Origin of the sequence: Bacillus sp. TH17 (genome assembly GCF_016651125.1) — a bacterium.
GTDB classification, from domain to species: Bacteria; Bacillota; Bacilli; order Bacillales; family Bacillaceae_G; genus Bacillus_A; species Bacillus_A mycoides.
In genome coordinates this window covers 360,129-383,225 of the sequence record NZ_JAEKEN010000001.1, presented here as the reverse complement: position 1 = coordinate 383,225, position 23,097 = coordinate 360,129, and the positions used below count along the sequence as shown (strand labels likewise).

General features: G+C 37.1%; 19 protein-coding genes and 1 pseudogene. 6 read left to right on the top strand and 14 right to left on the bottom strand.

Annotated features, from left to right (window positions below; all coding sequences use genetic code 11):
• Positions 1-270: 270 nt before the first annotated feature.
• The 10 genes from inhA2 to JFT95_RS01695 form a co-directional block, all read right to left on the bottom strand.
• Entirely contained in the window at positions 271-2,664 is a 2,394-nt protein-coding gene (gene inhA2 / locus JFT95_RS01740; RefSeq protein ID WP_201051228.1) for a M6 family metalloprotease immune inhibitor InhA2, read from the bottom strand.
• 299 nt (positions 2,665-2,963) lie between these two features.
• Positions 2,964-3,611 (bottom strand): fructose-6-phosphate aldolase, encoded by a 648-nt coding sequence (fsa, locus tag JFT95_RS01735; RefSeq protein ID WP_000667669.1) that lies wholly within the window; start codon positions 3,609-3,611, stop codon positions 2,964-2,966.
• Positions 3,612-3,649: 38 nt separating this feature from the next.
• Positions 3,650-4,573 (bottom strand): ribose ABC transporter substrate-binding protein RbsB, encoded by a 924-nt coding sequence (rbsB, locus tag JFT95_RS01730; protein ID WP_201051227.1) that lies wholly within the window; start codon positions 4,571-4,573, stop codon positions 3,650-3,652.
• A gap of 14 nt (positions 4,574-4,587) precedes the next feature.
• Positions 4,588-5,523, bottom strand: a complete 936-nt coding sequence (locus JFT95_RS01725; RefSeq protein ID WP_002029798.1) for an ABC transporter permease subunit — start codon at positions 5,521-5,523, stop codon at positions 4,588-4,590.
• A 3-nt stretch (positions 5,524-5,526) separates the two neighbouring features.
• Positions 5,527-7,011: a ribose ABC transporter ATP-binding protein RbsA gene (rbsA, locus tag JFT95_RS01720; protein WP_201051226.1), complete on the bottom strand. Its 1,485-nt coding sequence runs from the start codon at positions 7,009-7,011 to the stop codon at positions 5,527-5,529.
• A gap of 18 nt (positions 7,012-7,029) precedes the next feature.
• The gene (gene rbsD, locus JFT95_RS01715; protein ID WP_002125248.1) at positions 7,030-7,425 is read right to left on the bottom strand and encodes a D-ribose pyranase; all 396 of its coding nucleotides are present in this window, start codon (positions 7,423-7,425) and stop codon (positions 7,030-7,032) included.
• Positions 7,422-8,318, bottom strand: a complete 897-nt coding sequence (rbsK, locus tag JFT95_RS01710; RefSeq protein WP_078176723.1) for a ribokinase — start codon at positions 8,316-8,318, stop codon at positions 7,422-7,424. The genes rbsD and rbsK overlap by 4 nt, the downstream gene beginning before the upstream one ends.
• Before the next feature lie 13 nt (positions 8,319-8,331).
• On the bottom strand, positions 8,332-9,303 hold the full coding sequence (gene rbsR / locus JFT95_RS01705) for a ribose operon transcriptional repressor RbsR (RefSeq protein ID WP_061673981.1): 972 nt from the start codon (positions 9,301-9,303) through the stop codon (positions 8,332-8,334).
• 137 nt (positions 9,304-9,440) lie between these two features.
• A complete protein-coding gene (locus JFT95_RS01700; RefSeq protein WP_002090931.1) occupies positions 9,441-11,054 on the bottom strand; it encodes an MDR family MFS transporter in 1,614 nt (537 codons plus the stop codon).
• Positions 11,055-11,073: 19 nt separating this feature from the next.
• Positions 11,074-11,532 carry a MarR family winged helix-turn-helix transcriptional regulator gene (locus JFT95_RS01695; protein WP_002125240.1) on the bottom strand — a complete coding sequence of 153 codons (459 nt, stop codon included), beginning with the start codon at positions 11,530-11,532 and terminating at the stop codon, positions 11,074-11,076.
• Positions 11,533-11,803: 271 nt separating this feature from the next.
• Between JFT95_RS01695 and glpT the strand changes: the two are divergent.
• From glpT to opp4A, 6 genes and pseudogenes are all read left to right on the top strand, one after another.
• Positions 11,804-13,153, top strand: a pseudogene (glpT, locus tag JFT95_RS01690) (glycerol-3-phosphate transporter).
• 273 nt (positions 13,154-13,426) lie between these two features.
• Positions 13,427-14,446, top strand: coding sequence for an ABC transporter ATP-binding protein (locus JFT95_RS01685; protein WP_002140384.1), 1,020 nt, complete (start codon positions 13,427-13,429; stop codon positions 14,444-14,446).
• Complete coding sequence (locus JFT95_RS01680; RefSeq protein WP_002140382.1) at positions 14,433-15,359, top strand: ABC transporter ATP-binding protein; 927 nt, start codon at positions 14,433-14,435, stop codon at positions 15,357-15,359. The genes JFT95_RS01685 and JFT95_RS01680 overlap by 14 nt, the downstream gene beginning before the upstream one ends.
• 14 nt (positions 15,360-15,373) lie before the next feature.
• Positions 15,374-16,342: an oligopeptide ABC transporter permease gene (gene opp4B, locus JFT95_RS01675; RefSeq protein ID WP_012260312.1), complete on the top strand. Its 969-nt coding sequence runs from the start codon at positions 15,374-15,376 to the stop codon at positions 16,340-16,342.
• A 17-nt stretch (positions 16,343-16,359) separates the two neighbouring features.
• Positions 16,360-17,265: an ABC transporter permease gene (locus tag JFT95_RS01670; protein WP_002140379.1), complete on the top strand. Its 906-nt coding sequence runs from the start codon at positions 16,360-16,362 to the stop codon at positions 17,263-17,265.
• A gap of 12 nt (positions 17,266-17,277) precedes the next feature.
• Positions 17,278-19,053 carry an oligopeptide ABC transporter substrate-binding protein gene (gene opp4A, locus JFT95_RS01665; protein WP_002140378.1) on the top strand — a complete coding sequence of 592 codons (1,776 nt, stop codon included), beginning with the start codon at positions 17,278-17,280 and terminating at the stop codon, positions 19,051-19,053.
• A gap of 100 nt (positions 19,054-19,153) precedes the next feature.
• On the opposite strand, the gene JFT95_RS01660 is transcribed toward opp4A, so the two are convergent.
• The 4 genes from JFT95_RS01660 to JFT95_RS01645 form a co-directional block, all read right to left on the bottom strand.
• Positions 19,154-19,279 (bottom strand): DUF4027 family protein, encoded by a 126-nt coding sequence (locus tag JFT95_RS01660; protein WP_000453509.1) that lies wholly within the window; start codon positions 19,277-19,279, stop codon positions 19,154-19,156.
• A gap of 314 nt (positions 19,280-19,593) precedes the next feature.
• Positions 19,594-20,016, bottom strand: coding sequence for a universal stress protein (locus JFT95_RS01655; protein WP_002140377.1), 423 nt, complete (start codon positions 20,014-20,016; stop codon positions 19,594-19,596).
• Between the two features lie 65 nt (positions 20,017-20,081).
• On the bottom strand, positions 20,082-21,533 hold the full coding sequence (locus JFT95_RS01650; protein WP_201051225.1) for a SulP family inorganic anion transporter: 1,452 nt from the start codon (positions 21,531-21,533) through the stop codon (positions 20,082-20,084).
• A 156-nt stretch (positions 21,534-21,689) separates the two neighbouring features.
• Positions 21,690-22,937, bottom strand: a complete 1,248-nt coding sequence (locus JFT95_RS01645) for a cell wall-binding repeat-containing protein (protein ID WP_002140375.1) — start codon at positions 22,935-22,937, stop codon at positions 21,690-21,692.
• Between the last annotated feature and the right edge of the window lie 160 nt (positions 22,938-23,097).

The window sequence follows — 23,097 nt, the reverse complement described above, 5'->3', positions numbered from 1 at the left end:
TCTTTGATTGCCGAATATACCACTTTTGTGTATAGCCAAATAACAATGTAAATAAATTAAACTGTAAAGGCAATACTACATTTCTTCTTCTACAAAGAAAGTGTATAAATACCGACGATACTTCGACAATTTCCTCGGAAATATTTCCTTTACCCACATAATTTGATACACTACATATGAACAGACAATTGTATTACATAAGCTAAAATAATAACTTAATGTACAAATTAAAAAGCACACTCTTCATATGAAGAATGTGCTTTTATGTTATTAACGTTTAATCCAAACAGCGCCTGCCGATTTATCCTCTGCCTGTCCAACAACTTGGAATTTAAGTCCAAGGTTTGGAACTTTTCTTCCCGCGTCTGCAATTTGTTTGTTACTATATACTTTTGAATCATCAAAAGTTGTAACACCTTGTAATCCAGAATAGTTAAACTGTCCACGTGTTAATGAATTTGCACTCCATGCGGGTGTTTGATCAAATGAAAAGGCAGCGTCTGCAATTTGCATGCCTGTATTACCATACGCTGGTTTCCCGTTTAAATTACCAACAAACGCTTCTGGATGAGAGTCTACAACACCAAGGAAGCCTTCACCTGGATGTACCCCAACCCAGTTATCTTTGAAACTATCATCTGCATACCAAACGACAAGACCAGTATTATACACCGGACCTTTTCCTGCTTTTAATCCATTATCTGATCCAGCATAGTTTCTCCACTCTAAATAATAATAATGTTGTTTCTTCTCTGTCCCATCAGAAACAACGAATCCATTTAACTGCATTTTAGATGTTCCTTCTGCATCATCAGAAAATACTACTTGTCCATCAACTGTTACATTTACATTATCCATCGCGAAACCTTTATATGTTAAAGCTGGATCTGTAATATAGTCGAATTGTAGTTTCACTTTCTTCCCTTTAAATTGACTTAAATCGTATGATTTATCAATCCATTTTCCATCTGTCGTGTCTTTATCTCCTTGTACTACTTTTTCTCCAACTCTATCAATTAACGTCTTCGTTCCATCTTCTGTTACAGCATGTACTTCGATGAAATCACACTCTGCTTCTAACTCATAATTTGCTTTATAATCGAATTTTGCATTTGTTCCTTTTGTTAAATCAAAGAATGGTGTTTCTAATGTTGTATGCATATCATCTCCTCTTGTACTATAATATGCATGCTTTCCAAACTCCGGTTTAATTGTTTCAACACTTTTACCTGGTAAGTTAACACGTACAACGCCTGGACGATTGGATTTCGTAACACTTTGATCAATATATGTAGGAACTCCTACACCACGCTTAATTTTATCGTAATCTACTTCTAAAATTTTTGCCCAGTTACCACCCATATTTTTTTGTAAGAAATCTTTATTTTGTGGTGAGAAACTAGTTGGCTCTGTTCCTGCGATTTTTCCTGTCCAGCTACCTCCACTCATTAATGACCACGCTTCAACAGGTGAACCAGTTCCAGTATATTTCGTGTCATATTCATCCGGTAAACCAAGGTCATGTCCAAATTCATGCGCAAATACACCTACTGCTCCATCTTCTGGTTCAATTGTGTAATCATGCGCTGCTACTTTTCCACCAAAGTAATCTACATTTGATTTTGTACCTTCAATCGCTACTGGATCTATTGCTAATTTTGAACGATGTGACCAAATTGCATCATCACCTAATTTACCGCCACCAGCTTCTTGACCAACACCAGCATGGATTACCATTAAATGATCAATTACACCATCAGGTTCATTTGGATTTCCATCACCATTTGTATCATATCTATCAAATTGATCAAATTGAGATAAATCTAACCCTTTCTCAGCAGCTGCATGTAAAGCTTCTTTCACTAAATCACGTGCGCCTTTTGGTCCTTTATTATCGTGACCACTACTACCATCAGCACCGTAGTCAGACGCTTTCCCTGGCACAGTTAGCCATTCGGTTACATATCCATCCGTCGTATAACTACCGCCAGACTGCTCTTCATAATATTGTTTAAACGTTTTTACTTTCGAACCATCAAATAGCTTGTACGGCTCATTACCAAATAACATTTTTTGATAATGCTCTCTACTAAAGTCTTTCGAATACATATACCCTGGCGTCTGATCAATATTATTATGTTTATAATCACTAAATTCAACGAGTAATACTAATACTTTATCATTTCGAACCGGTCCATTATATGGCGCTTGCTTTGCTTTAGAAGTTGGAACTTGCCCATTCAATTGATTTTTATTTGGTTCCGGTTTTTGCTCAGGGCTAACATTTTTTTCAGGTTTCTTTACCTTCTCCTTTTCTTCCATTTTTTTCTCTTTTACTTTTTTCACAAAATCAGATGCCTCTTTAGCAGTATCCGCTGGAAGAATTTCTTTATTTGCCTGATCCCCTTGTTTCTTTTCAATATATTGCTCTACGGCCTTTTTTGTCTCTTCTTTAGACGATGCTGGATTAATTGTTCCTCTTTCTTTCAGCGCTTCCGCTAATCGATCTTCTTGAATTAAGTTATGATCAATTGGCGTTGTAGACACACTTTCTTTTGCTGGCATTTCTGCGTATGCTAACGGAGCACTCATTACAGCTGAGCATCCGATGATTGTCGCGATCGTTAACGATGACAACACTTTAAATGGCGCTTTTTTTCTCATTTTACTCATCCCCTTGTATCAATCTTAAACTTCAGATAAAAATACGTAATCTATCCTCCCTTGTATAATAAAAGACATGATTCTATAAGCAATAAGCTTTCTGTTATAGAATCATGTCCTCCAGTTTTCTGGTCAGACCCTCTATCTTTTTATGTCGAAATGTGAAAAATAAAGAGTGATTTGTATATATTAAATAGCTTATATTAAAAATTTAAAAGACAATATGCACAATTGCATGAAAATTCTTTCAAACAAAAAAAAGAACCCAAGTTAATTAAACTTGGGTTCTCCATTTCGTATTATTTCTCTTGTGTTTTTTCCCAATCAGCTAAGAATTTCTCAATTCCTTGATCTGTTAATGGGTGCTTCACTAATGAAGCGATTACGTTTGCTGGGATTGTTGCAATATGTGAACCGTTTAATGCTGCTTCTGTTACATGAACACTGTGACGGACAGATGCTGCAATGATTTCTGTTTCAATGCCGTGAATTGCAAAGATTTCTGCGATTTGGCGAATTAAGTCCATACCGTTATGACCGATATCATCTAGGCGACCTAAGAACGGTGAAACGTATGTCGCACCAGCGCGAGCTGCAAGTAATGCCTGCACCGCTGAGAATACTAATGTAACGTTCGTACGAATTCCTAAATCTGAGAATGCTTTTACTGCTTTTAAGCCTTCTGTTGTCATTGGAACTTTTACAACAACGTTTGGAGCGATTTTTGCTAACTCTTTTCCTTCTTCAATCATTTTATCAGCTTCTAAGCTAATTACTTCTGCGCTTACAGGTCCTTCAATAAAGCTGCAAATTTCACGAATACGCTCATGGAAATCTACGCCTTCTTTTGCTACAAGTGATGGATTTGTCGTTACTCCAGCTACTACACCTAATGCATTTGCCTCTTTAATCTCGTTAATGTTTGCTGTATCAATAAAAAATTTCATTTGTTATTCTTCCTTCCTAATTTTCATTTTATATTTATTTATTTTTTCTTAATAAGCTCTAATTCAATCGGAATAAATTTGTCCACTTTTTTACCTTGTGTTATCTCTTTCGCTGTTTCCATCGCCTTCTCTCCGATTAATTCTGGTTTTTGAGCGACTGTTGCTGCCATGCGCCCATCTTTAACCGCTTTTACAGCATCATCTGTTGCATCAAATCCAACAACAACCACATCTGTTTTACCAGCAGATTTCAATGCCTCAATTGCGCCTAATGCCATTTCATCGTTATGAGCAAACACTGCTTTTATATCGCTATTTGCTTGCAAAATATTTTCCATAACGGATAATCCTTTTGCACGATCGAAATCAGCTGCTTGTTTTGCTACTACTTTTAAAGACTTATCAGCTACGTTATGGAATCCTTTCCCACGCTCACGAGCAGCAGACGATCCAGGTATTCCTTCTAACTCAGCGACATTTGTTCCTTCACCAACTACTTCCCGAATGTAATCACTAGCCATTTGACCACCTTCTACATTGTTGGAAGCTATGTGAGAAACAACTTTACCTGAATTTGCAACTCTGTCTACTGTAATAACAGGAACATCGGCTGCATTGGCTGCACTTACCGCTGAAGCAACAGCATCTGAGTCGGTTGGATTAATAACAATTACATCGACACCTTTTTGAATTAAATCTTCAACATCGTTTGTTTGCTTCGCTGCATCATTTTGTGCATCAACAGCAATTAATTCAATGCCGCTATCTTTTGCTTTCTTTTCTGCACCTTTTTTCAACGTGACGAAAAATGGATTATTTAAAGTTGAAACAGAAAATCCAACTTTAATAGTTTTATTTCGACCTTTATCGCTAGAATCCTTTGCCCATTCTGGTGGTTCCATTGAACAACCAGCAGTAACTACCATGATGCATGCAACGAGTATCAGTAACCATTTTTTCATGAATTGCCCCTCCATTACGCTTCTTTTCGACGATCAATTAGTACAGCTAGTAAGATTACAAGTCCTTTTACAACTTGTTGGAAGAAAGAAGATACACCTAATAAATTTAAACCGTTATTTAGTACACCAATAATAAGCACACCGATGAATGTACCAACAATCCATCCTCTTCCACCTGAAAGACTCGTTCCTCCTAACACAACTGCAGCAATTGCATCCAATTCGTAAGAAGTACCAGCAGTCGGCTGTGCAGAATCTAACCTTGATGTTAAGACAATACCTGCAAGCGCTGCCAAAATTCCGGAAAGACCGTAAATCATTACTTTAATTCTCGTAACATTAATACCTGATAAAGCTGCCGCTTCTTCATTTCCACCAATCGCAAACGTACGGCGACCAAACGTTGTTTTCTTTAAAATAAAGTACAGTACTGCAAAAGCGATCATCATTGTAACGGCTGGCACAGGAATACCAAGGAAATAACCACGGCCAAACATTTGGAACATTAAATGATCACCAAGACCAGTGATCGGACGTCCGTCCATATAAACAAGCGTCAACCCGCGAAAAATAGTCATTGTTGCTAAAGTTGCAATAAACGGAGCTACTTTTCCCTTCGCAATAATGATACCGTTTACAATCCCCATTGCAAGACCTGCTAATAATCCAACTACCATTGCAAGGAACGGATCCATGCCACTTGCCATCATTCCAGCAACAAGTGCACTTGATAATGCTAAAATAGAACCTACCGATAAGTCAATACCCCCTGTTAAAATAACGAAGGTCATTCCAAATGCAATGAGTGCATTAATCGATACTTGGCGCAGTATATTAAATAAATTTGGAATTTCAATAAATGCTGGATTTAAAGCTGTAATTACTACGATAATTAATACTAATCCAATTAAAGAACCAAGTTGTTGTAATACATTCCCCTTCTTAGCCATATCTTACTCTCCCCCTGTAGCTAGTGCCATAATAGACTCTTGCGATGCCTGATCTTTCTCTAAAATACCACCGATTTTCCCTTCATGAATGACGAGAACTCGATCACTCATTCCTAAAACTTCTGGAAGCTCAGACGATACCATAATAACGGCATCTCCTTGCTCGGTAAGCTTATTCATAATAGAGTAAATTTCTTTTTTAGCCCCAACATCTACACCTCTCGTTGGTTCATCTAAAATGAGTAACTGCGGATGAATACCTAACCATTTTGCAATTACAATCTTTTGCTGATTTCCACCAGAAAGAGATTTTACAGCTTGCTCTCCGTTTGCTGCTTTCACATTAAGAAGCTTCATCATATCCTCTGTAAATTGCTGTTCTAAACCTTTATTAACAACGCTTCCCTTTGAAAGACTTTCTAAATTTGGTAAAGCTAAATTTTCACGAATCGAAAAATCTAACACAAGCCCTTCAGATTTTCTATCCTCTGTAATAAAGGCAATTCGTTGTCTAATCGCATCAATTGGACTATCAATTTTTACTTCTTGTCCATTCATGAAAATTTTTCCTGAATCGAGCGGTTCATATCCAAATATTGCTTTCATAATATCCGTGCGACCAGCTCCCATCAAGCCCGCAACACCAAGGATTTCACCTTTTCTAACTTGAAACGAAACATTTTCAAATTTCCCCTTTTTCGTTCCGTTTCGCATTTCAAAAATCACTTCGCCAATTTGACTATTTCGTTCTGGATAACGTTCACCAATACTGCGGCCCACCATCATGCTAACTACTTCATCAAATGACGTTTCTGAAATTAATCTTTTCCCTACATATTCTCCATCACGCAAAATCGTAATAGCATCACATATTGAAAAAATTTCTTCCATCCGGTGTGAAATATAAACGAATGAAACGCCCTCTTTACGCAATTTATTAATAACAATAAACAGAGTTTCAATTTCGCGATCTGTTAATGCTGCTGTAGGTTCATCCATAATAATAACGCTCGCCTTTGTCATTAATGCTTTAGCAATTTCAATAATTTGCTGTTGTCCAACTGATAATTCACCTGCTAGCATAGCACCTCTCACATGTAGGCCAAGATCTGCTAATTGTTGCTGGGCAATCGCATTCATTTGACGCGTACGTAAAATGCCCGTTTTCCCATACATTAACTCTTTTCCAAGAAACATATTTTCAGCTACCGTTAAATTCGGTAATATGTTCAACTCTTGATGGATAAATGCAATACCATACTCTTCAGCTTCTTTCGCATTTTTAAAAGTTCGTTCTTTCCCATCAATCATGACTGTTCCACTGTCTTTTTTATATACACCTGTTAAAATCTTCATGAGCGTCGATTTCCCCGCTCCATTTTCCCCCATCAATGCATGGACTTCTCCTGTTTCAATCATAAACTGTGCGTTTTTTAGAACAGGATTACCACTGAACGCTTTTGAAATGTTCTTCATTTCAATATGCATTCTCATCACATCCCTTTATTAAAAAATCACGCCTGCATGTAAAATAACATTCGCATAAGGCGTTGCTTCTCCTGTACGAATAATCGCCTTCGCTCTCTTTGTATGCTCTTTAAATTCCTTATGAGACACATATTCAAATGCTGGCTCTATTAATCGCATCTCAACTTCTTTATTTACCTCTGCATTATTTATAATAACTTCTTCTGCTAACATCACTTTTTCAATTGCCATATCATCAGCAACTACTTGTAATACGTCTAAAAAGCTAGGCTTTCCGATTTCAACTGCTAAATCAATTCGTTTTACTCCATCAGGAATAGGTAACCCACAATCAGCAATTACAATCGTATCTGTATGTCCAAGTGAAGCAAGGACCGCCGCAATTTCACTATTTAATACACCGTGTTTTTTCATCCGACAATCACCTGTACTTCACGTACTCTATCTCTCGTTGGCATACCGCCCTGTGCCCCAAGTTTCGTTACAGAAAGACCACCAGCAATGTTCGCAAAACGAATTGCTTTTTGAAGTATTTCTCCTTCAGAAAGTGCAACTGCTAGCGCGCCGTTAAATGTATCACCAGCTCCAGTCGTATCCACTACGTCTACAGCAATACTTGGAACTTGAACAACTTCCGTTCCGTTATGGAAACGAACACCGTTAGACCCTTCCGTCATCAATAGCTTATTTGGATATTTAGCCAGTAACTCTTCAATTGGTGATGTGAAATCATTTAATACGATGCGACATTCATGTTCATTCGGCGTAATATAAGTCGCTTTTTCTAAAATATCTTCTGATAAGATTTGTGCTGGAGCCGGATTCAACATAACTGGAATGTTATGTTCCTCACAAATAGCCAGAACGTATTTTACTGTTTCAAGCGGAATCTCTAGTTGAAGAACAACCATATCTGCTTTTACAAGAAGGTCTTTTGAACGATCTACAACCGACTCATTTACAAGAGCATTTGCTCCTTGTACGACAACAATACTGTTATCCTCTTCTGCTAAAACGATATGAGCGATTCCTGTCGTCCTATCTGTAACCGGTACCACATAGTCGATAAAAATGCGTTCGTTCTCCAAATTTTTTCTAACTACTGTTCCGTAATCATCATTTCCTACTGCACCAACCATCGCTACATTTGCTCCTAATCTAGCTGCAGCAACTGCTTGGTTGGCCCCTTTTCCTCCTGGTATCGTATGAAACGCTTCACCAATTACTGTTTCTCCTGCTTTCGGCCGTATTTTTGAAACAGCCACTAAGTCCATTGAAATGCTACCTACTACTGCAATATTTGGCATCTGTCTCATCTCCTTACTTCGTTGTATTTCGTTCTATAATTTCAATCGGTAAACGATAGTGTTTCTCTTCTAATGGATTTCCTTCCATCTGCTCTAACAACAATTCTGTTGCAATTTTCCCCATTTCATAAATTGGCTGTGCAACAGTCGTAATAGATGGATACATCATTTCAGTTAAAGAAATTCCATCGAATCCAATAATTTGTAAATCGTTTGGAATAGAAATTCCCTTTTGAAGTGCAGCCTTTACAATACCAATTGCAATTAAATCATTCCCAGCAACAATTCCATCAATATGCGGATATTCTTCTAATAATTCCACCGCTACCCGTTCACTATTAGCTGGATCGAATGTACTCTCTGCAATCATATAAGAAAGATTATTTTGCGTAATAACGTCTACGAAACCTTCAAAACGTTCATTAGCTGTGCTCACATCACGCGGTCCACGAATATGTGCAATATGTTTACACCCTTTGTCTATTAATAACTTTGTCGCCGCCTGACTCCCTGCATAGTTATCTGCATATACAGTAGGAATGCGCTCATTAAACATACGGTCAATCGCAACAACTGGAATAGACAAATTCATGTAATTAACACTATTTTGTGGATTCGTTGCTACAATAAATCCGTCCACATTATTTTGTCTAAGCACATCAATGTATTGCTTCTCTTTTTCTAAATTTTCATCAGAGTTACAAAGTACAACTGTGTAACCTTGCTTATGTGCTACATCTTCTACGGCACGTGCAACTTCTGGAAAGAATGGATTCACGATATTTGGAACAACTAATCCAATTAAACGAGATTTTTTATTGTATAAAGAACGTGCTACTGTACTAGGTTTATAATCTAGCATTTCAATTGCTCGCTCTACTTTTTTTAATGTATCCTCATGAACATATCCATTTTTATTTAACACTCTGGAAACGGTCGCAACAGATACCCCTGCTAATTTTGCAACGTCTTTAATCGTACTCATTCTCTTTTCTCCTCATTTCATGTAACCGTTTACAGAAAATAATATAACGCATTTATAAAAATACGTCAATCATTTCTCACTAAAAAGCTTTTAAGGTTATACTCAAAAAAGCATCGCCATAAGGCGATGCTTTTTTATTACGAATATGATACAGTTTTTTCCTTTTCTTCTACAGCAGGCTCTTCAGCACCTTTTTTACGATCAGACAGTTTAATTTTCTGTAAGAAAATCGTAAAGATAGCACCTACTACGATAAATACCAATCCTGTTAAGAATACAGTATGAAGTGAGTCCACTAAAGAGCTTTTCAAAATTGGTACGATGCTATTAGAAAATGCTTCTGGCATTTGTTTTAATGCCTCTGGACTAAATAGCATAGAATATAAACTTTGTGGATCTGTATGAATCATATCTTTAAATTTTGTTACCATTTGTCCCGCTTCTTTTGGGAATGTGTCTAATACAGGTACTAATTTATTTGTTAACGTTGTACCTGAAGTGTTATTCATAATTGATCCTAAAATTGTAATACCGAATGTTCCACCGATTTGACGGAAGAATTGACTTGATGATGTTACAACGCCAAGATCTTTTTTCGGGAAGCTTTCTTGTAATGCTAATGTTAATATCGGCATAACAAGACCCATTCCTAAACCGATAACCATCATATAAGAAGTAGCAGTAAGCTTAGTTGTGTGCATATCCATCGTTGTTAATAACCAGAAACCACTAGCCATAATAAGCATCCCTGTAATAATTTGTGGTTTCACACCAATTTTTAATACAAGCTGACCACCAATAATACTCATAACGATCATTGTAATCATCATCGGTGTCATAATCGTTCCTGATTCAGCAGCACTTACGCCTACAATTCCTTGCATAAAAAACGGTACGAACATAATTGCTCCAAACATTCCGATACTCATAAAGAAACCAATCGCATTCAGTAGTGTAAATGTGCGGTTTTTAAAGAAGTGCATCGGTAAAATTGGTTCTTCAGCCTTCGTTTCAACGATAACAAAGCTAACAATACCAATGGCAGCTAGTGCAAATAACCCGATAATTTGCCAAGAACCCCATGCATAATCTTTTCCGCCAAACGTTAACGCAAGTAATAAACTTACAACACCGAGAATCATCGTGAAGATTCCAGCGATATCAATTTTAATTGGTCCTGTTTGTTTATGTGCTTTTAATCCCATTGCAATGAAGATTGTCGCTAAAATACCAACTGGTAAGTTAATATAGAATACCCATCTCCAGTTCACTGCGTCTACAATCCAACCACCAACTTGTGGTCCAATTACAGAGGCAAGACCGTATAGAGCTCCAAAAATACCTTGCCATTTAGCACGTTCTTTTCCCGTGAACATATCTCCGATAATAATCATAGCCATTGGCATCATAATACCGCCACCAAGACCTTGAATACCACGGAAAATAATTAATTCTGTCATACCGTTTGCCATACCACATAACGCTGAACCAACCATAAAGATAATTAATCCTGCTATATATACGTTACGACGCCCAAGTAAATCCGCTAATTTACCTGCAATCGGTACAACCGTTGTTGATGTTAACATGTAAGCTGTTGTTAACCATGTCATTAAACTTAATCCACCTAGTTCACCGACGATACGCGGCATTGCTGTACCAACGATTGTTCCGTCCAATGCAGCAAATAGCATTGCGATTACTAAACCGATTAACAACAACTTTCTATTCTGATTTTCTTGTTGCTCCATGTAATCTCCTCAATCCCTCTTAGTTTTTCTCTTTTTTCTCTGGTTTCCCGCAAATAATTGTTTCTAGCTTTTCAAAGAGGCGCAACAAATCTTCCCTCTCTTGTAATTCTAAGTGTGAGAAGTATTTTGCAATATGTTCATTACGAGCCGCCATCGCTTCTTCTACTGTAGCTTTCCCCTTCTTCGTTAGCTCAATGACAACAACGCGGCGATCATTATCGTCGTGATAGCGCTCTACTAACCCATGATCAATTAAACGATCAGTCATTACTGTAATCGCACTCGGTTTCACGTACATTTTCTCCGCCAATTGTGTCGCTCTTGAAGCTCCGTAATGATCTAAAATCTTTAAAATATAAAACTGCGGTGGTGTAAGTCCTGATGCTTGCATTTGTTCTAATAGCTCTGTTTGCATTTTCTTTCCTATAGCGAATGTAAGAGCTTGAATCTTATCAATATGAGTCATATCATTTGGCATGTTATCCACCTCTTATTTAAGCAATAAAATATTTAACGTATTTAAATATTAATCCCACAAACAAAATACGTCAACAACTTTCTTTATAAAAACGTTTACATTCTTGTCACAAAGTTGTATAATTTTCGTCGAAGTTAATATTGACAGTCACGGAGAATCGGAGTATAAGGCTATGAATCATAAAAAAGGGAACTTTTTTATGATTCATAGCCTTTTTGTATTCTCTCTGTCTTAAAACGCTTCCAATTAATTAGGGGAGGATTTTCATTTTATGTTTTTCACACAATTATTTAAACCTGCGCCCCACGCAGAACGCTTACCAGCTGATCGCACTGATAGCGAATACCGCAAATTGCGTTTGCAAGTATTCTTAGGCATCTTCATCGGTTATGCGGGTTACTAATTTGTTCGAAAAAACTTTTCACTCGCAATGCCATACTTAATCGAACAAGGCTTTAGTAAAGGGGAACTTTGGGTTATCCTTTCAGCAGTATCTATCGCTTACGGATTAAGTAAATTTCTTATGGGTATCGTATCCGATCGTTGTAATCCTCGCTATTTTTTAGCAGCTGGGCTATTTTTATCCGGTATCATTAATATTATTTTCGGCTCATTTTCTTTCATTACAACGAGCATTATACTTATGTTTGTACTTCAGTTTTTAAATGGATGGGTACAAGGTATGGGATGGCCTCCTTGTGGTCGTACGATGGTTCACTGGTTCTCCGTTAGTGAACGTGGTACAAAAATGTCTATTTGGAACGTCGCTCATAATGTCGGCGGCGCGCTTATGCCTTCTCTCGTTACATTAGGCTTATATTTCTTTGCAAATGACTGGAAAAGTATATTTTACTTCCCAGGTATTCTTTCAATTTTAGTGGGGATTTATGTATTAATTACGATGAGAGATACACCTCAATCTTGCGGATTACCTTCTATTGAAGAACATACTGGGGAATATCCATCAGATGAAAAAGTAGCGGACCGTGAACGCGAACTTTCGGTAAAGGAAATTTTATTTAAATACGTATTAAACAATAAGTTTTTATGGTACATCGCTATCGCTAACGTTTTTGTTTATTTCGTTCGTTACGGCGTTGTAGACTGGGCTCCTACTTATTTAGTTGAAGAAAAAAGCTTTACTCATAGTAGCTCACGTACAGCTTATGCTCTATATGAATGGGCTGGTATTCCAGGTACGCTTCTTTGCGGATGGATGAGTGATAAACTATTTAAAGGACGCCGTGCACCTGCTGGTATTTTATTTATGGTCGGTGTATTTATCGCAGTTCTTGTTTACTGGCTAAACCCTCCTGGTAATCCAATGGTTGATAGCATCGCACTTGTCGCAATTGGATTTTTAATTTACGGACCTGTTATGTTAATTGGCCTACACGCTCTTGACTTAGCACCAAAGAAAGCTGCTGGAACTGCCGCTGAGTTAACTGGGTTCTTCGGTTACCTAGGGGGAGCTACTTTTGCTAGCGCAGCTATGGGCTTTATTGTAGATGGATTCGGATGGGACGGCGGATTCATTTTGCTCCTTGCTTCTTGTGTGCTTGCAATGTTCTTCCTTGCTCTTACTTTAAATACAGGATCTACAAAACAAAAACAAGCTTAAACACTAATATTATACTTACAAAAAAAGAGAGACAGTTCTTTCCAGAACACCTCTCTTTTTTCTACATATAGTACTTTTTTATTACAAATAATTTATCAATCCAACCTATAATTGTGAGCGTTTTAAAAGGGTTTTTATCCTTATATTACTGCATCTCATCTCTATATAAAAAGATTTTTGAATATTTACTCTTGTCAAACATTGTCACTTTATATTAAAATAGCAACAACATACTAAATATTTAGTCTTTTCAGAAAAGATGGAGGGATAACCATGAAGAATCCACTTCTTCGCATTGAAAACTTACAGACTTCCTTTCGCATACAAGATCAATATCATGCAGCAGTTGATAACGTTTCGTTAACTGTCCATGAAAATGAAATTGTCGCGATAGTTGGTGAATCCGGTTGCGGAAAAAGTGCACTTGCCCTTTCCATTATGCGACTGCATAATGAAGCAAATACAAAATTACAAGGGCAACTTAACTATAGAGATAAGGATTTACTTACTATGTCGACCGCAGAGATGAATAAAGTACGCGGATCAAACATCGGTATGATTTTCCAGGAACCTCTTACAGCACTCGATCCTCTTATGACAGTTGGAAAACAAATCGAAGAAAACTTAGACTACCACACAAACCTTTCGAAAGCAGAAAAGAAAGAACGCACCTTAGAACTACTCCATCAAGTTGGTATTCCAAAACCAGAACTTACATATAAACAATACCCTCACGAATTATCTGGCGGAATGAGACAAAGAATTGTTATCGCGATTGCGATTGCTTGTAACCCAGCACTCATTATTGCGGATGAGCCAACAACGGCTCTTGACGTAACCATCCAAGCACAAATTTTAGACTTACTAAAATCTATTCAAGAACAAACGAAAATGGGCATCATTTTAATTACACATGATTTAAGCGTTGTTGCCGAAACAGCTGATCGTATTGTCGTTATGTATGCAGGACAAGTTGTAGAAACAGGAACAGTAGAAGAGATTTTTAATAACCCGCTTCACCCATATACTCGTTCTCTATTAAACTCAATTCCATCTGCGTATGCGGAAAAAGAAAAATTGCATGTAATTCAAGGCGTGGTTCCTTCGTTAGCGAAGCTTCCTCGCACTGGATGCCGATTCCAAGCCCGAATCCCTTGGGTTAGACCAGATCAACATGAGGAAAATCCTGTTTTACATGAAGTAAAACCAGACCATTGGGTACGTTGTACTTGCTATAAGCACTTCAACTTCCAACATAAGAAAGGAGATGGCGTAACTCATGGCACTGCTTAAAGTAGAAGATTTAAAAGTACACTTTCCAATTAAAGGCGGTTTCTTCGGACGTACATTAGATTATGTACGAGCTGTCGATGGCGTAAGCTTTGAATTACAACCTGGTGAAACATATGGAATCGTTGGTGAATCAGGTAGCGGCAAATCAACAACGGGTAAAGCAATTATGCACTTAACGAAAGCGACAGGCGGTAGCATTCATTTTAATAATAGGGATTTAACGAAATTAAGTCGCTCTGAGTTAAGAGAACAACGAAAAGATATCCAAATGATTTTCCAAGATCCGTATTCATCATTGAATCCAAAAAAACGTGTTATCGATATTATTGCCGAACCACTTCGGAATTTTGAAAAGCTCTCACCCGATGAAGAGCGTCGAGCAGTTCAAGAATACCTTGATAAAGTTGGGTTAAATCCAGAGTCTATTTATAAATACCCACATGAATTTTCCGGTGGACAAAGACAGCGAATTGGTATTGCACGCGCTCTTACATTAAAACCAAAACTTATTATCGCCGATGAACCAGTATCTGCACTTGACGTGTCGGTACAAGCGCAAGTTTTAAACTTCTTACAAGATTTACAATCTGAACTTGGATTAACGTACCTATTCATAAGTCACGATTTAGGCGTAATTCGTCATATGTGTGACCGCATCGGTGTAATGTATCGCGGGCGCATTGTCGAAGAAGCAACTAGTGCAGAAATTTATAATAATCCACAGCACATCTATACGAAACGCCTAATATCAGCTATTCCTGATATTCGTCCAGAAAACCGCGAACAACAACGTAAATTACGTCAACAAGTAAGTTCTGAGTACGAAAAATCATACGAAAAGTATTTCAATGAAAACGGTCGTGCTTACGATTTAAAACCAATCTCGCCAACTCACCGGGTGGCATTACCTTAAGGGAGTGATAAAACATGTGGAAATTTATATTACGGAGATTTTTAGTGATGATCCCGCAATTATTCGTGTTAAGTATACTAGTATTTCTACTAGCTAAAGCAATGCCAGGCGATGCCTTAACCGGTAGAGCAATGAATAACCCAAAAGCAGATCCAAAAGTCATTGAAGAACAACGTGAAAAGCTAGGATTAAATGACCCGGTTACAACACAATATGTACGCTGGATTAAAAATGCCGTCCAAGGTGACTTCGGTATTTCCTATGCACATAAAATGAAAGTAACCGACTTAATTGGTGAACGACTTGGAAATACAGTATCTTTAGCACTTGTTATTCTTATTCTTACTTACTTAATTGCCATTCCACTGGGAGTTATAAGTGGGCGTTGGAATGACACCTGGGCTGATCGACTCATTACCATTTACAACTATCTAGGTTTTGCTACACCGCTATTTATATTTGCACTAATTATGCTCTTCCTTTTCGGATTTAAGTTTGCTCTGTTTCCGACTGGCGGTAGCGTAGATCCTCAAGTTGCAACAGGTACATTTGCTTACTATTTAAGCAAATTCAATCACATGCTATTACCAGCTTTATCCGGCGCATTAATTGCGACAGTTGGTACTGTTCAATATTTACGAAGCGAAATTATCGATACGAAACATAAAGATTTTGTACGTACAGTAAGAGCAAAGGGTGTTCCAGAATCAAAAGTCTATTCTAGACATATTTTACGAAATTCATTCTTACCAATTGCAGCCTTCTTAGGTTATGAAATTACAGGATTAGTTGGTGGTGCCATCTTCTTGGAAAGTATCTTTAGTTATCCAGGGATTGGACAACTATTTATACAATCTATCTCTCAACGCGATTTTAGTGTAATAACTGCACTCGTTATGTTTACTGGATTTGCAACGCTACTTGGAACTCTCCTTTCAGATATTATTCTAAGCATCGTTGATCCACGTATTCGTATTGATTAAAGAAAGGAGGGTTTTTAATGTTAGCAAACCCTAAAAAACAAACTGAAGTTATTCATTACGAAAAAAGTCCTTCTGGTTTCTCTATTATGTGGCGAGAACTTCGCAAAGATAAATTAGCAATGTTTTCACTTTTTTTCCTAGCAATCTTATTACTAGCGGTATACGCAGCATCTTTTATTATGAAACAAGAAGATATTGTACGAGTTGATTTATTCGCCATTTATGCCCCTCCCTCTGCTGAACATTGGTTAGGAACAGATTACGGAGGACGCGATATTTTCGGCCAACTTATTATTGGTACACGTAACTCATTTACAATTGGACTAGCTATTACTATTCTTTCTTGTTTGATTGGTCTTTCAATTGGATTAATTGCCGGTTATTTTGGAGGAACTATTGATAATATCATTATGCGCGTTATCGATTTTGTCATGGTTTTACCATTTTTAATGCTTGTAATTGTTTTTATTACACTTGTTCCTACATTCAACATTTTTACTTTCATTTTAATTATGACCGTTTTCTTATGGACAGGAAAGGCAAGATTAATTCGCTCAAAAGTATTAACTGAAAAAGAACTCGATTATGTCTCTGCATCAAAAACATTAGGAACACCAAACTGGAAAATCATTCTTTTTCAAGTACTACCTAACTTAAGCTCAATTATCATTGTCAGTGTTACATTAAATCTTGCTGGAAACATCGGCATTGAATCTGGTCTAACTTTCTTAGGGTTCGGTCTACCAGAAAGTACACCAAGCCTTGGTACACTTGTTAGTTATGCTAGAAACCCAGATGTATTACAAGAGAAATGGTGGATTTGGTTACCCGCATCAATCATGATTTTAACATTGATGCTGTGTATAAATTTTATTGGCCAAGCGCTACGCCGCTCGGCTGATGCAAGACAGAGAAAAGGATAAGGGGTGGAGAAGATGACGAATAAACCAAATTTTTTCAAAGTATTAAGTACACTTGCAGTTTCAACATTACTACTTTCAGCATGTGGGGGCAGTGGGGGTAGTGAAAAAACTAGCAGCACAAAAAAAGTAGATACAAATAAATTTAGTACAACTGTTAAAAATGACAAAAAAGAAATTAAAGATGGTTCATTAACATATGGTCTTGTTTCTAACACACCATTTGAAGGCCTTTTAAACTTCGCTGTATATGAGGGAGATCCTGATAATCAAGTCCTTACAATTTTCGATGAATCTTTATTATCAAATGATAAAAACTGGGAATACACTAATGATGGAGCTGCTACATATGAACTTTCTGAAGATAAAAAGACAATTACACTAAAAATTAAAGATAATGTAAAATGGCATGATGGGAACCCTGTTACTGCTGAAGATTTAGAATATTCTTACCTGGTGATCGGTAGCAAACTATATGCTGGCTCTCGCTATGACTCTCAAATGCAAATGATTGAAGGTATGGAAGATTACCATAATGGAAAATCCGAAAAAATTTCAGGTATAAAGGTAACGGATCCAAAAACAATTTCTATTACATTTAAAGAACCAAACCCTTCAGTGAAAACAGGACTTTGGACATACCCTCTCCATAAGAAATACTTAGGAGATGTACCAATCGATAAATTAGCAGAATCTGATAAAATCCGTAAAAATCCAATTGGCTTTGGGCCTTTTAAAGTGAAGAAAATTACGCCAGGGGAATCCGTTGAATTTGAACGTTTTGATGACTATTATGGTGGAAAGCCAAAACTGAAAAGCATGGTTTTAAAAGTTGTCAATCCTTCCGTTGTTAACGCATCCTTAAAAAACGGCGATATTGACATTGCTGAAGTAAGTGCAGATCAATATCCAAATGTAAGTCAATTAAAAAATGCACAATTACTCGGCAAAACCGATTTATACTATAGTTATATCGGCTTTAAATTAGGGCATATGGATAAAGAAAAAGAAGAAGTAGTCATGGATAAAGATAAATTTAAAGATGTTCGTGTACGTCAAGCAATGGCGTATGCTATTGATCGAAAAGAAATTGGTGAAAAATTATATCATGGCCTACGTTATCCGGCTAACTCACCAATCCCACCATCTCTACCAAAATATCACAACAATAAAGTTGGTTCTTATGATAAAGATGTAGAGAAAGCTAAAAAGTTATTAGATGAAGCTGGCTATAAAGATACGAACGGAGATGGATTCCGTGAAGATCCGAATGGTAAAGAATTTAAAGCTAATTTCTTATCAATGAGTGGTAGCGATGTAAGTGAACCACTCGCAAAATTCTTTATTCAATCTTGGAAAGACATCGGCCTAAAAGTAGAGCTTCTTGATGGTCGCTTACATGAATTTAACTCATTCTACGATATGATTAAAAAGGATGATCCAAAAGTTGATATTTTCTCTGGAGCTTGGGGAACTGCATCTGACCCAGACCCTTCTGGTATTTGGGCTAAAAATGCATCGTTCAATTACACGCGTTGGTCTAATGACAAAAATAATGAATTATTAAAACAGGGTATTTCTCCAGCGGCTGCTGATGAAAAGTATCGTAAAGACGTCTACGATAAATGGCAAAAATTAATTCATGATGAAGTACCATTAATTCCACTTCATTATAAATTCGATTTAAAAGGTGTAAACAACCGCGTAAAAGACTATAAATATACACCAGAAGATCAATATAAATGGGGTAACGTTAGCGTAACAAGCGATAAAGCAGAAACAGAGAAATAAGAAAATAGCTCCTAGCACTAAGATACATGCTAGGAGCTATTTTTTATTTATAATACTTCTCTTGCTATTAATAACAACCAATTCCTTCCCTACTCTAAAATTAAAAGATTTGATGAACCATCTTTATTAAAATAGCTAACGTAACAGATGCAGCAAATCCGCCTAAACAAATTAAGCTTACCCCTTGACTATATGATAAATTTTGCAATGATTTCATTACTTCCATCCTCCCTATCTCCCCTTTGATACTCTTATTTTACCAATGGGAAAAATTTCATAACATCGATTTTTCTGACAACAAACTTACAAATTTGTAAGTTAACGATTTCCCTTTAAACTTATATCTAGTATTTCCATAATCCCCCCCTCTATACATCAAAAAAGACCTCGAATTATATCAAGGTCCTGCTTACACTACATAATATCTCACTCAACTTATTTTATCCCGCTATTCGCCGGGCAGTAAGACCCCCACCTCAAAATTCAGTGAAAGCAAAGAAGTTAGGTCGGGGATGAACAAAACCCCCACTGATTAAAGCTTCACTTTATAATCATCACCGGGCATTTCACACGCTTTGCTATTTTATGACTTACACTACCAAGCACCATCTCTTGCAGTGTATTTAGCCCTCTACTCCCAGCAATAATAAGATCTATATCTCCTGTATTTACATATTGAACAATCGTATCTCCTGGATCGCCATGTAGAATCGTAATTTTGTAGGAAATGTTCTCTTTCTTTAATAAACCCTCAATCTCTTTTAATTTATCTTTTCGACTAGCTGATATTGTTTCTAAATCCGTTTGTCCTTGTATAATATCTGACTTTGCCGTTCTATTATCTACTACGTACACAACTTCAACATGTGTTTCTTCGCTAAATTTCGCAATATATGTTGCATGCTCGGCTGCTCGAAGTGCATGTTCAGAACCATCGCATGCTAATAAAATTTGTTTGTACATATGCTGAATCCCCTTTTCGTTATCCTACCCGTATTATATAATAAAGCCCCCTAAAAAGGAGGCTTCTAACTAGCAATTCTCTTATTATAAGTAGCTAAATTCGCAACGAGCCTCGAGCTACGTTCATTTAACCCTGTGATCCTTACTTTCACACCGTTCTGTTCATATTTCATGATAACTTTATCAATTGCCGCTACTGCTGAATCATCCCATACGTGTGCGTTAGTAAAGTTCATCTCAATTTCTTTCACATTTTCATTGTATGAAAAAGCATTTATATACTCTGCCGTAGATGCGAAGAATAGTTGGCCGTGAATTTCGTATATTTTCTTATTTTCAATATACAAATGTTTCACGTGAATCTTTGCCATATTGAATGCAAATAAAACTGCACTAATTATCGTTCCGATAATTACACCTAATCCTAAATTATGTGTAATTAGGACAATCACAACTGTTACGATCATAACAAATGCGTTTCCTTTTGGTACTTTATGAATCGTCGCTACAGAGTTCCAATCAAACGTCCCAATCGAAACCATAATCATAACTGCAACTAAAGCTGCCATCGGAATATGAACAACGTAATCACCTAAAACAAATAGCAATACGATTAAAAAACCACCGGCTACAAACGTCGATAATCTCCCGCGACCACCTGATTTAATGTTAATAACAGATTGTCCAATCATTGCACATCCTGCCATTCCTCCGAAGAAACCAGCAACAACGTTCGCAATCCCTTGTCCACGTGCCTCTTTATGCTTATTACTTTCCGTATGTGTCATATCGTCTAAAACCGACGCCGTTAATAATGACTCTAGTAAACCTATAACCGCTAGCATAACTGAATACGGTAAAATAATTGCTAATGTCTCAAGTGTAAATGGAACATCAGGAATACTAAAGAACGGTAATTCTTTCGGTAAACTTCCCATATCCCCTACTGTTTTTAATTGTAATCCGCTCATAAGTGCAATGCTTGTCACAATAATAATTGAAATAAGTGTAGACGGAACAGCCGTCGTAATACGTGGAAATAAATATATAATTGCAAGTCCTAATGCGACAAGTGCATACATTTGCCAAGTTGCATTTTTAAAATGCGGCAATTGCGCTGTAAAAACTAAAATTCCAAGTGCGTTTAAAAAACCACTCATAACAGATTTAGGAACAAACTTCATAAATGAGCTCAGCTTGAACAATCCGAAAATAATTTGAACAATACCTGTTACTATTGTCGTAGCAAATAAATATTGCAAACCGTGATCCTTCACAAGAGTGACCATTAATAATGCCATCGCACCCGTTGCCGCCGAGATCATCCCTGGTCTTCCGCCGACAAACGAAATTGTAACCGCAATACAAAAAGCGGCGTATAACCCAACGGTCGGATCTACACCTGCAATAACAGAAAAAGCTATCGCTTCAGGAATTAATGCTAAAGCAACAACAATCCCCGATAGCACGTCCCCTCTCATATTTGAGAACCATTCATTTTTTATAGTTTGAAACAAAGTAACACTCCTCCACTCTTTTATCATTTGATTTTCTCCATAAGAAAATCAAGGCCGACTGCACGAAGGCTATTATATAACGAGCAAAGGATGTTGTGCTATGTAAAAGTTTCCTAAAGAAAAGACGCTACCTTAGCAGCGTCTTTTCTCATTTTATTAATGTCCACCGTGACCTTGACCACTTTCCTGAACAATCTCTAACCTCTCATCTAATATCCCTTGTGTTTCAAATGAGATATCACTAGTACTTCCTAATAGGAAACCATGGTTATACGGTCCAAGTGTTGGGTCATCCTTAAACTTCGGCTGAATAGTAGCAAGGAAGTCATAAACTGGTTGTTTTGCTTTTCCTTCCTCAAGCAAAACAACAGGGGCATGTTTACCCATATGTGAAAACGGTGCTCCCGCAATTGCTAAGTCTGGTGTTTTGCTTGAAACAAATGACAAACCGTGACCTGGTTTTGTGAATCCCCAGCCAAATTTCGTTTTTTCATCTTTAAATTTCGCAAATGCAACCGAATTTTCTGTTGGAGTCTCCCCACTAATACGCGTTACTTTCCCGTATTTACTTAACTCTTTTTCTACTTCTTTCGAAACGATTTTTTCTGGTCCTAACACATATATATTCGCTTTATCTTTTCTCGTCTTTAATGCCTCTATTGTCGCTTCTGGCACTTTATTTTTTTCAGTATATAGAAGAGGTTCCGGCATATGAGAAATCCAATTTACAGCTGGTGTTGTATATAAACGTCCTTCTTCTTCAGACGAACCGATAATAACGCTATTTGGATAATTTCCTGTTATATCGGCATATTCTTTATCAACATCTTTAGCAAATTTAGCTGGGTCCGTTTCTTTTATTTGCTTTACTTTATATTCTTTTAATTGCTCTAGGCTAGATGCCCCTATATCCCCCATCACCATAATTTGCGTTCCATCTTTCGTTCCGAGCGGATTTAGTCGTTTTATTTCTTTTAACGTCATTTCGGGTACCTTTTCTTTTTCTATAAATAAAATCGGTCCGTTATTCGGGTGATGAATAAGATCCGCACTTGCAATACCTAATTGCCACTCGTTCACTGGCACTAAAATAATAGCGCCTGGCTGATTCTCTTTATGCGTTGCTGGCCATATCGTTTGCGAAGTTAATACTGCCATTTGCAGAGGATCATTTGTATTTAATCTCGTTACATTTTTTAAACTTGTCGTTAATAAATCATTCGATGCACCTTGATTCATTTCTTTCGGCGCAGTTACCTCCTGATTCATTTTCATTTCCTTTTGCTCTGTTTTCTTCTCTTCTGTAGATTCATGATTTTTATGATCTGTACTCGTTTGTCCGCATGCCGCAAGACCGACTGCTGCAATTATTGTTATCCCCAAAATTCGGGTCATCTTTTTCACTATATCGCCTCCGTATTATTCGTTTTCGAGCCAATATTATTACCTAAAATGGAATTTCAACTTTACAATAACAAGCAATTCTGAAGAAATTATGCAGATGCATTATAATCTGCACCATTTCTTCATGATTTTGCCTTACAATTTAAGTAATAACTACAAA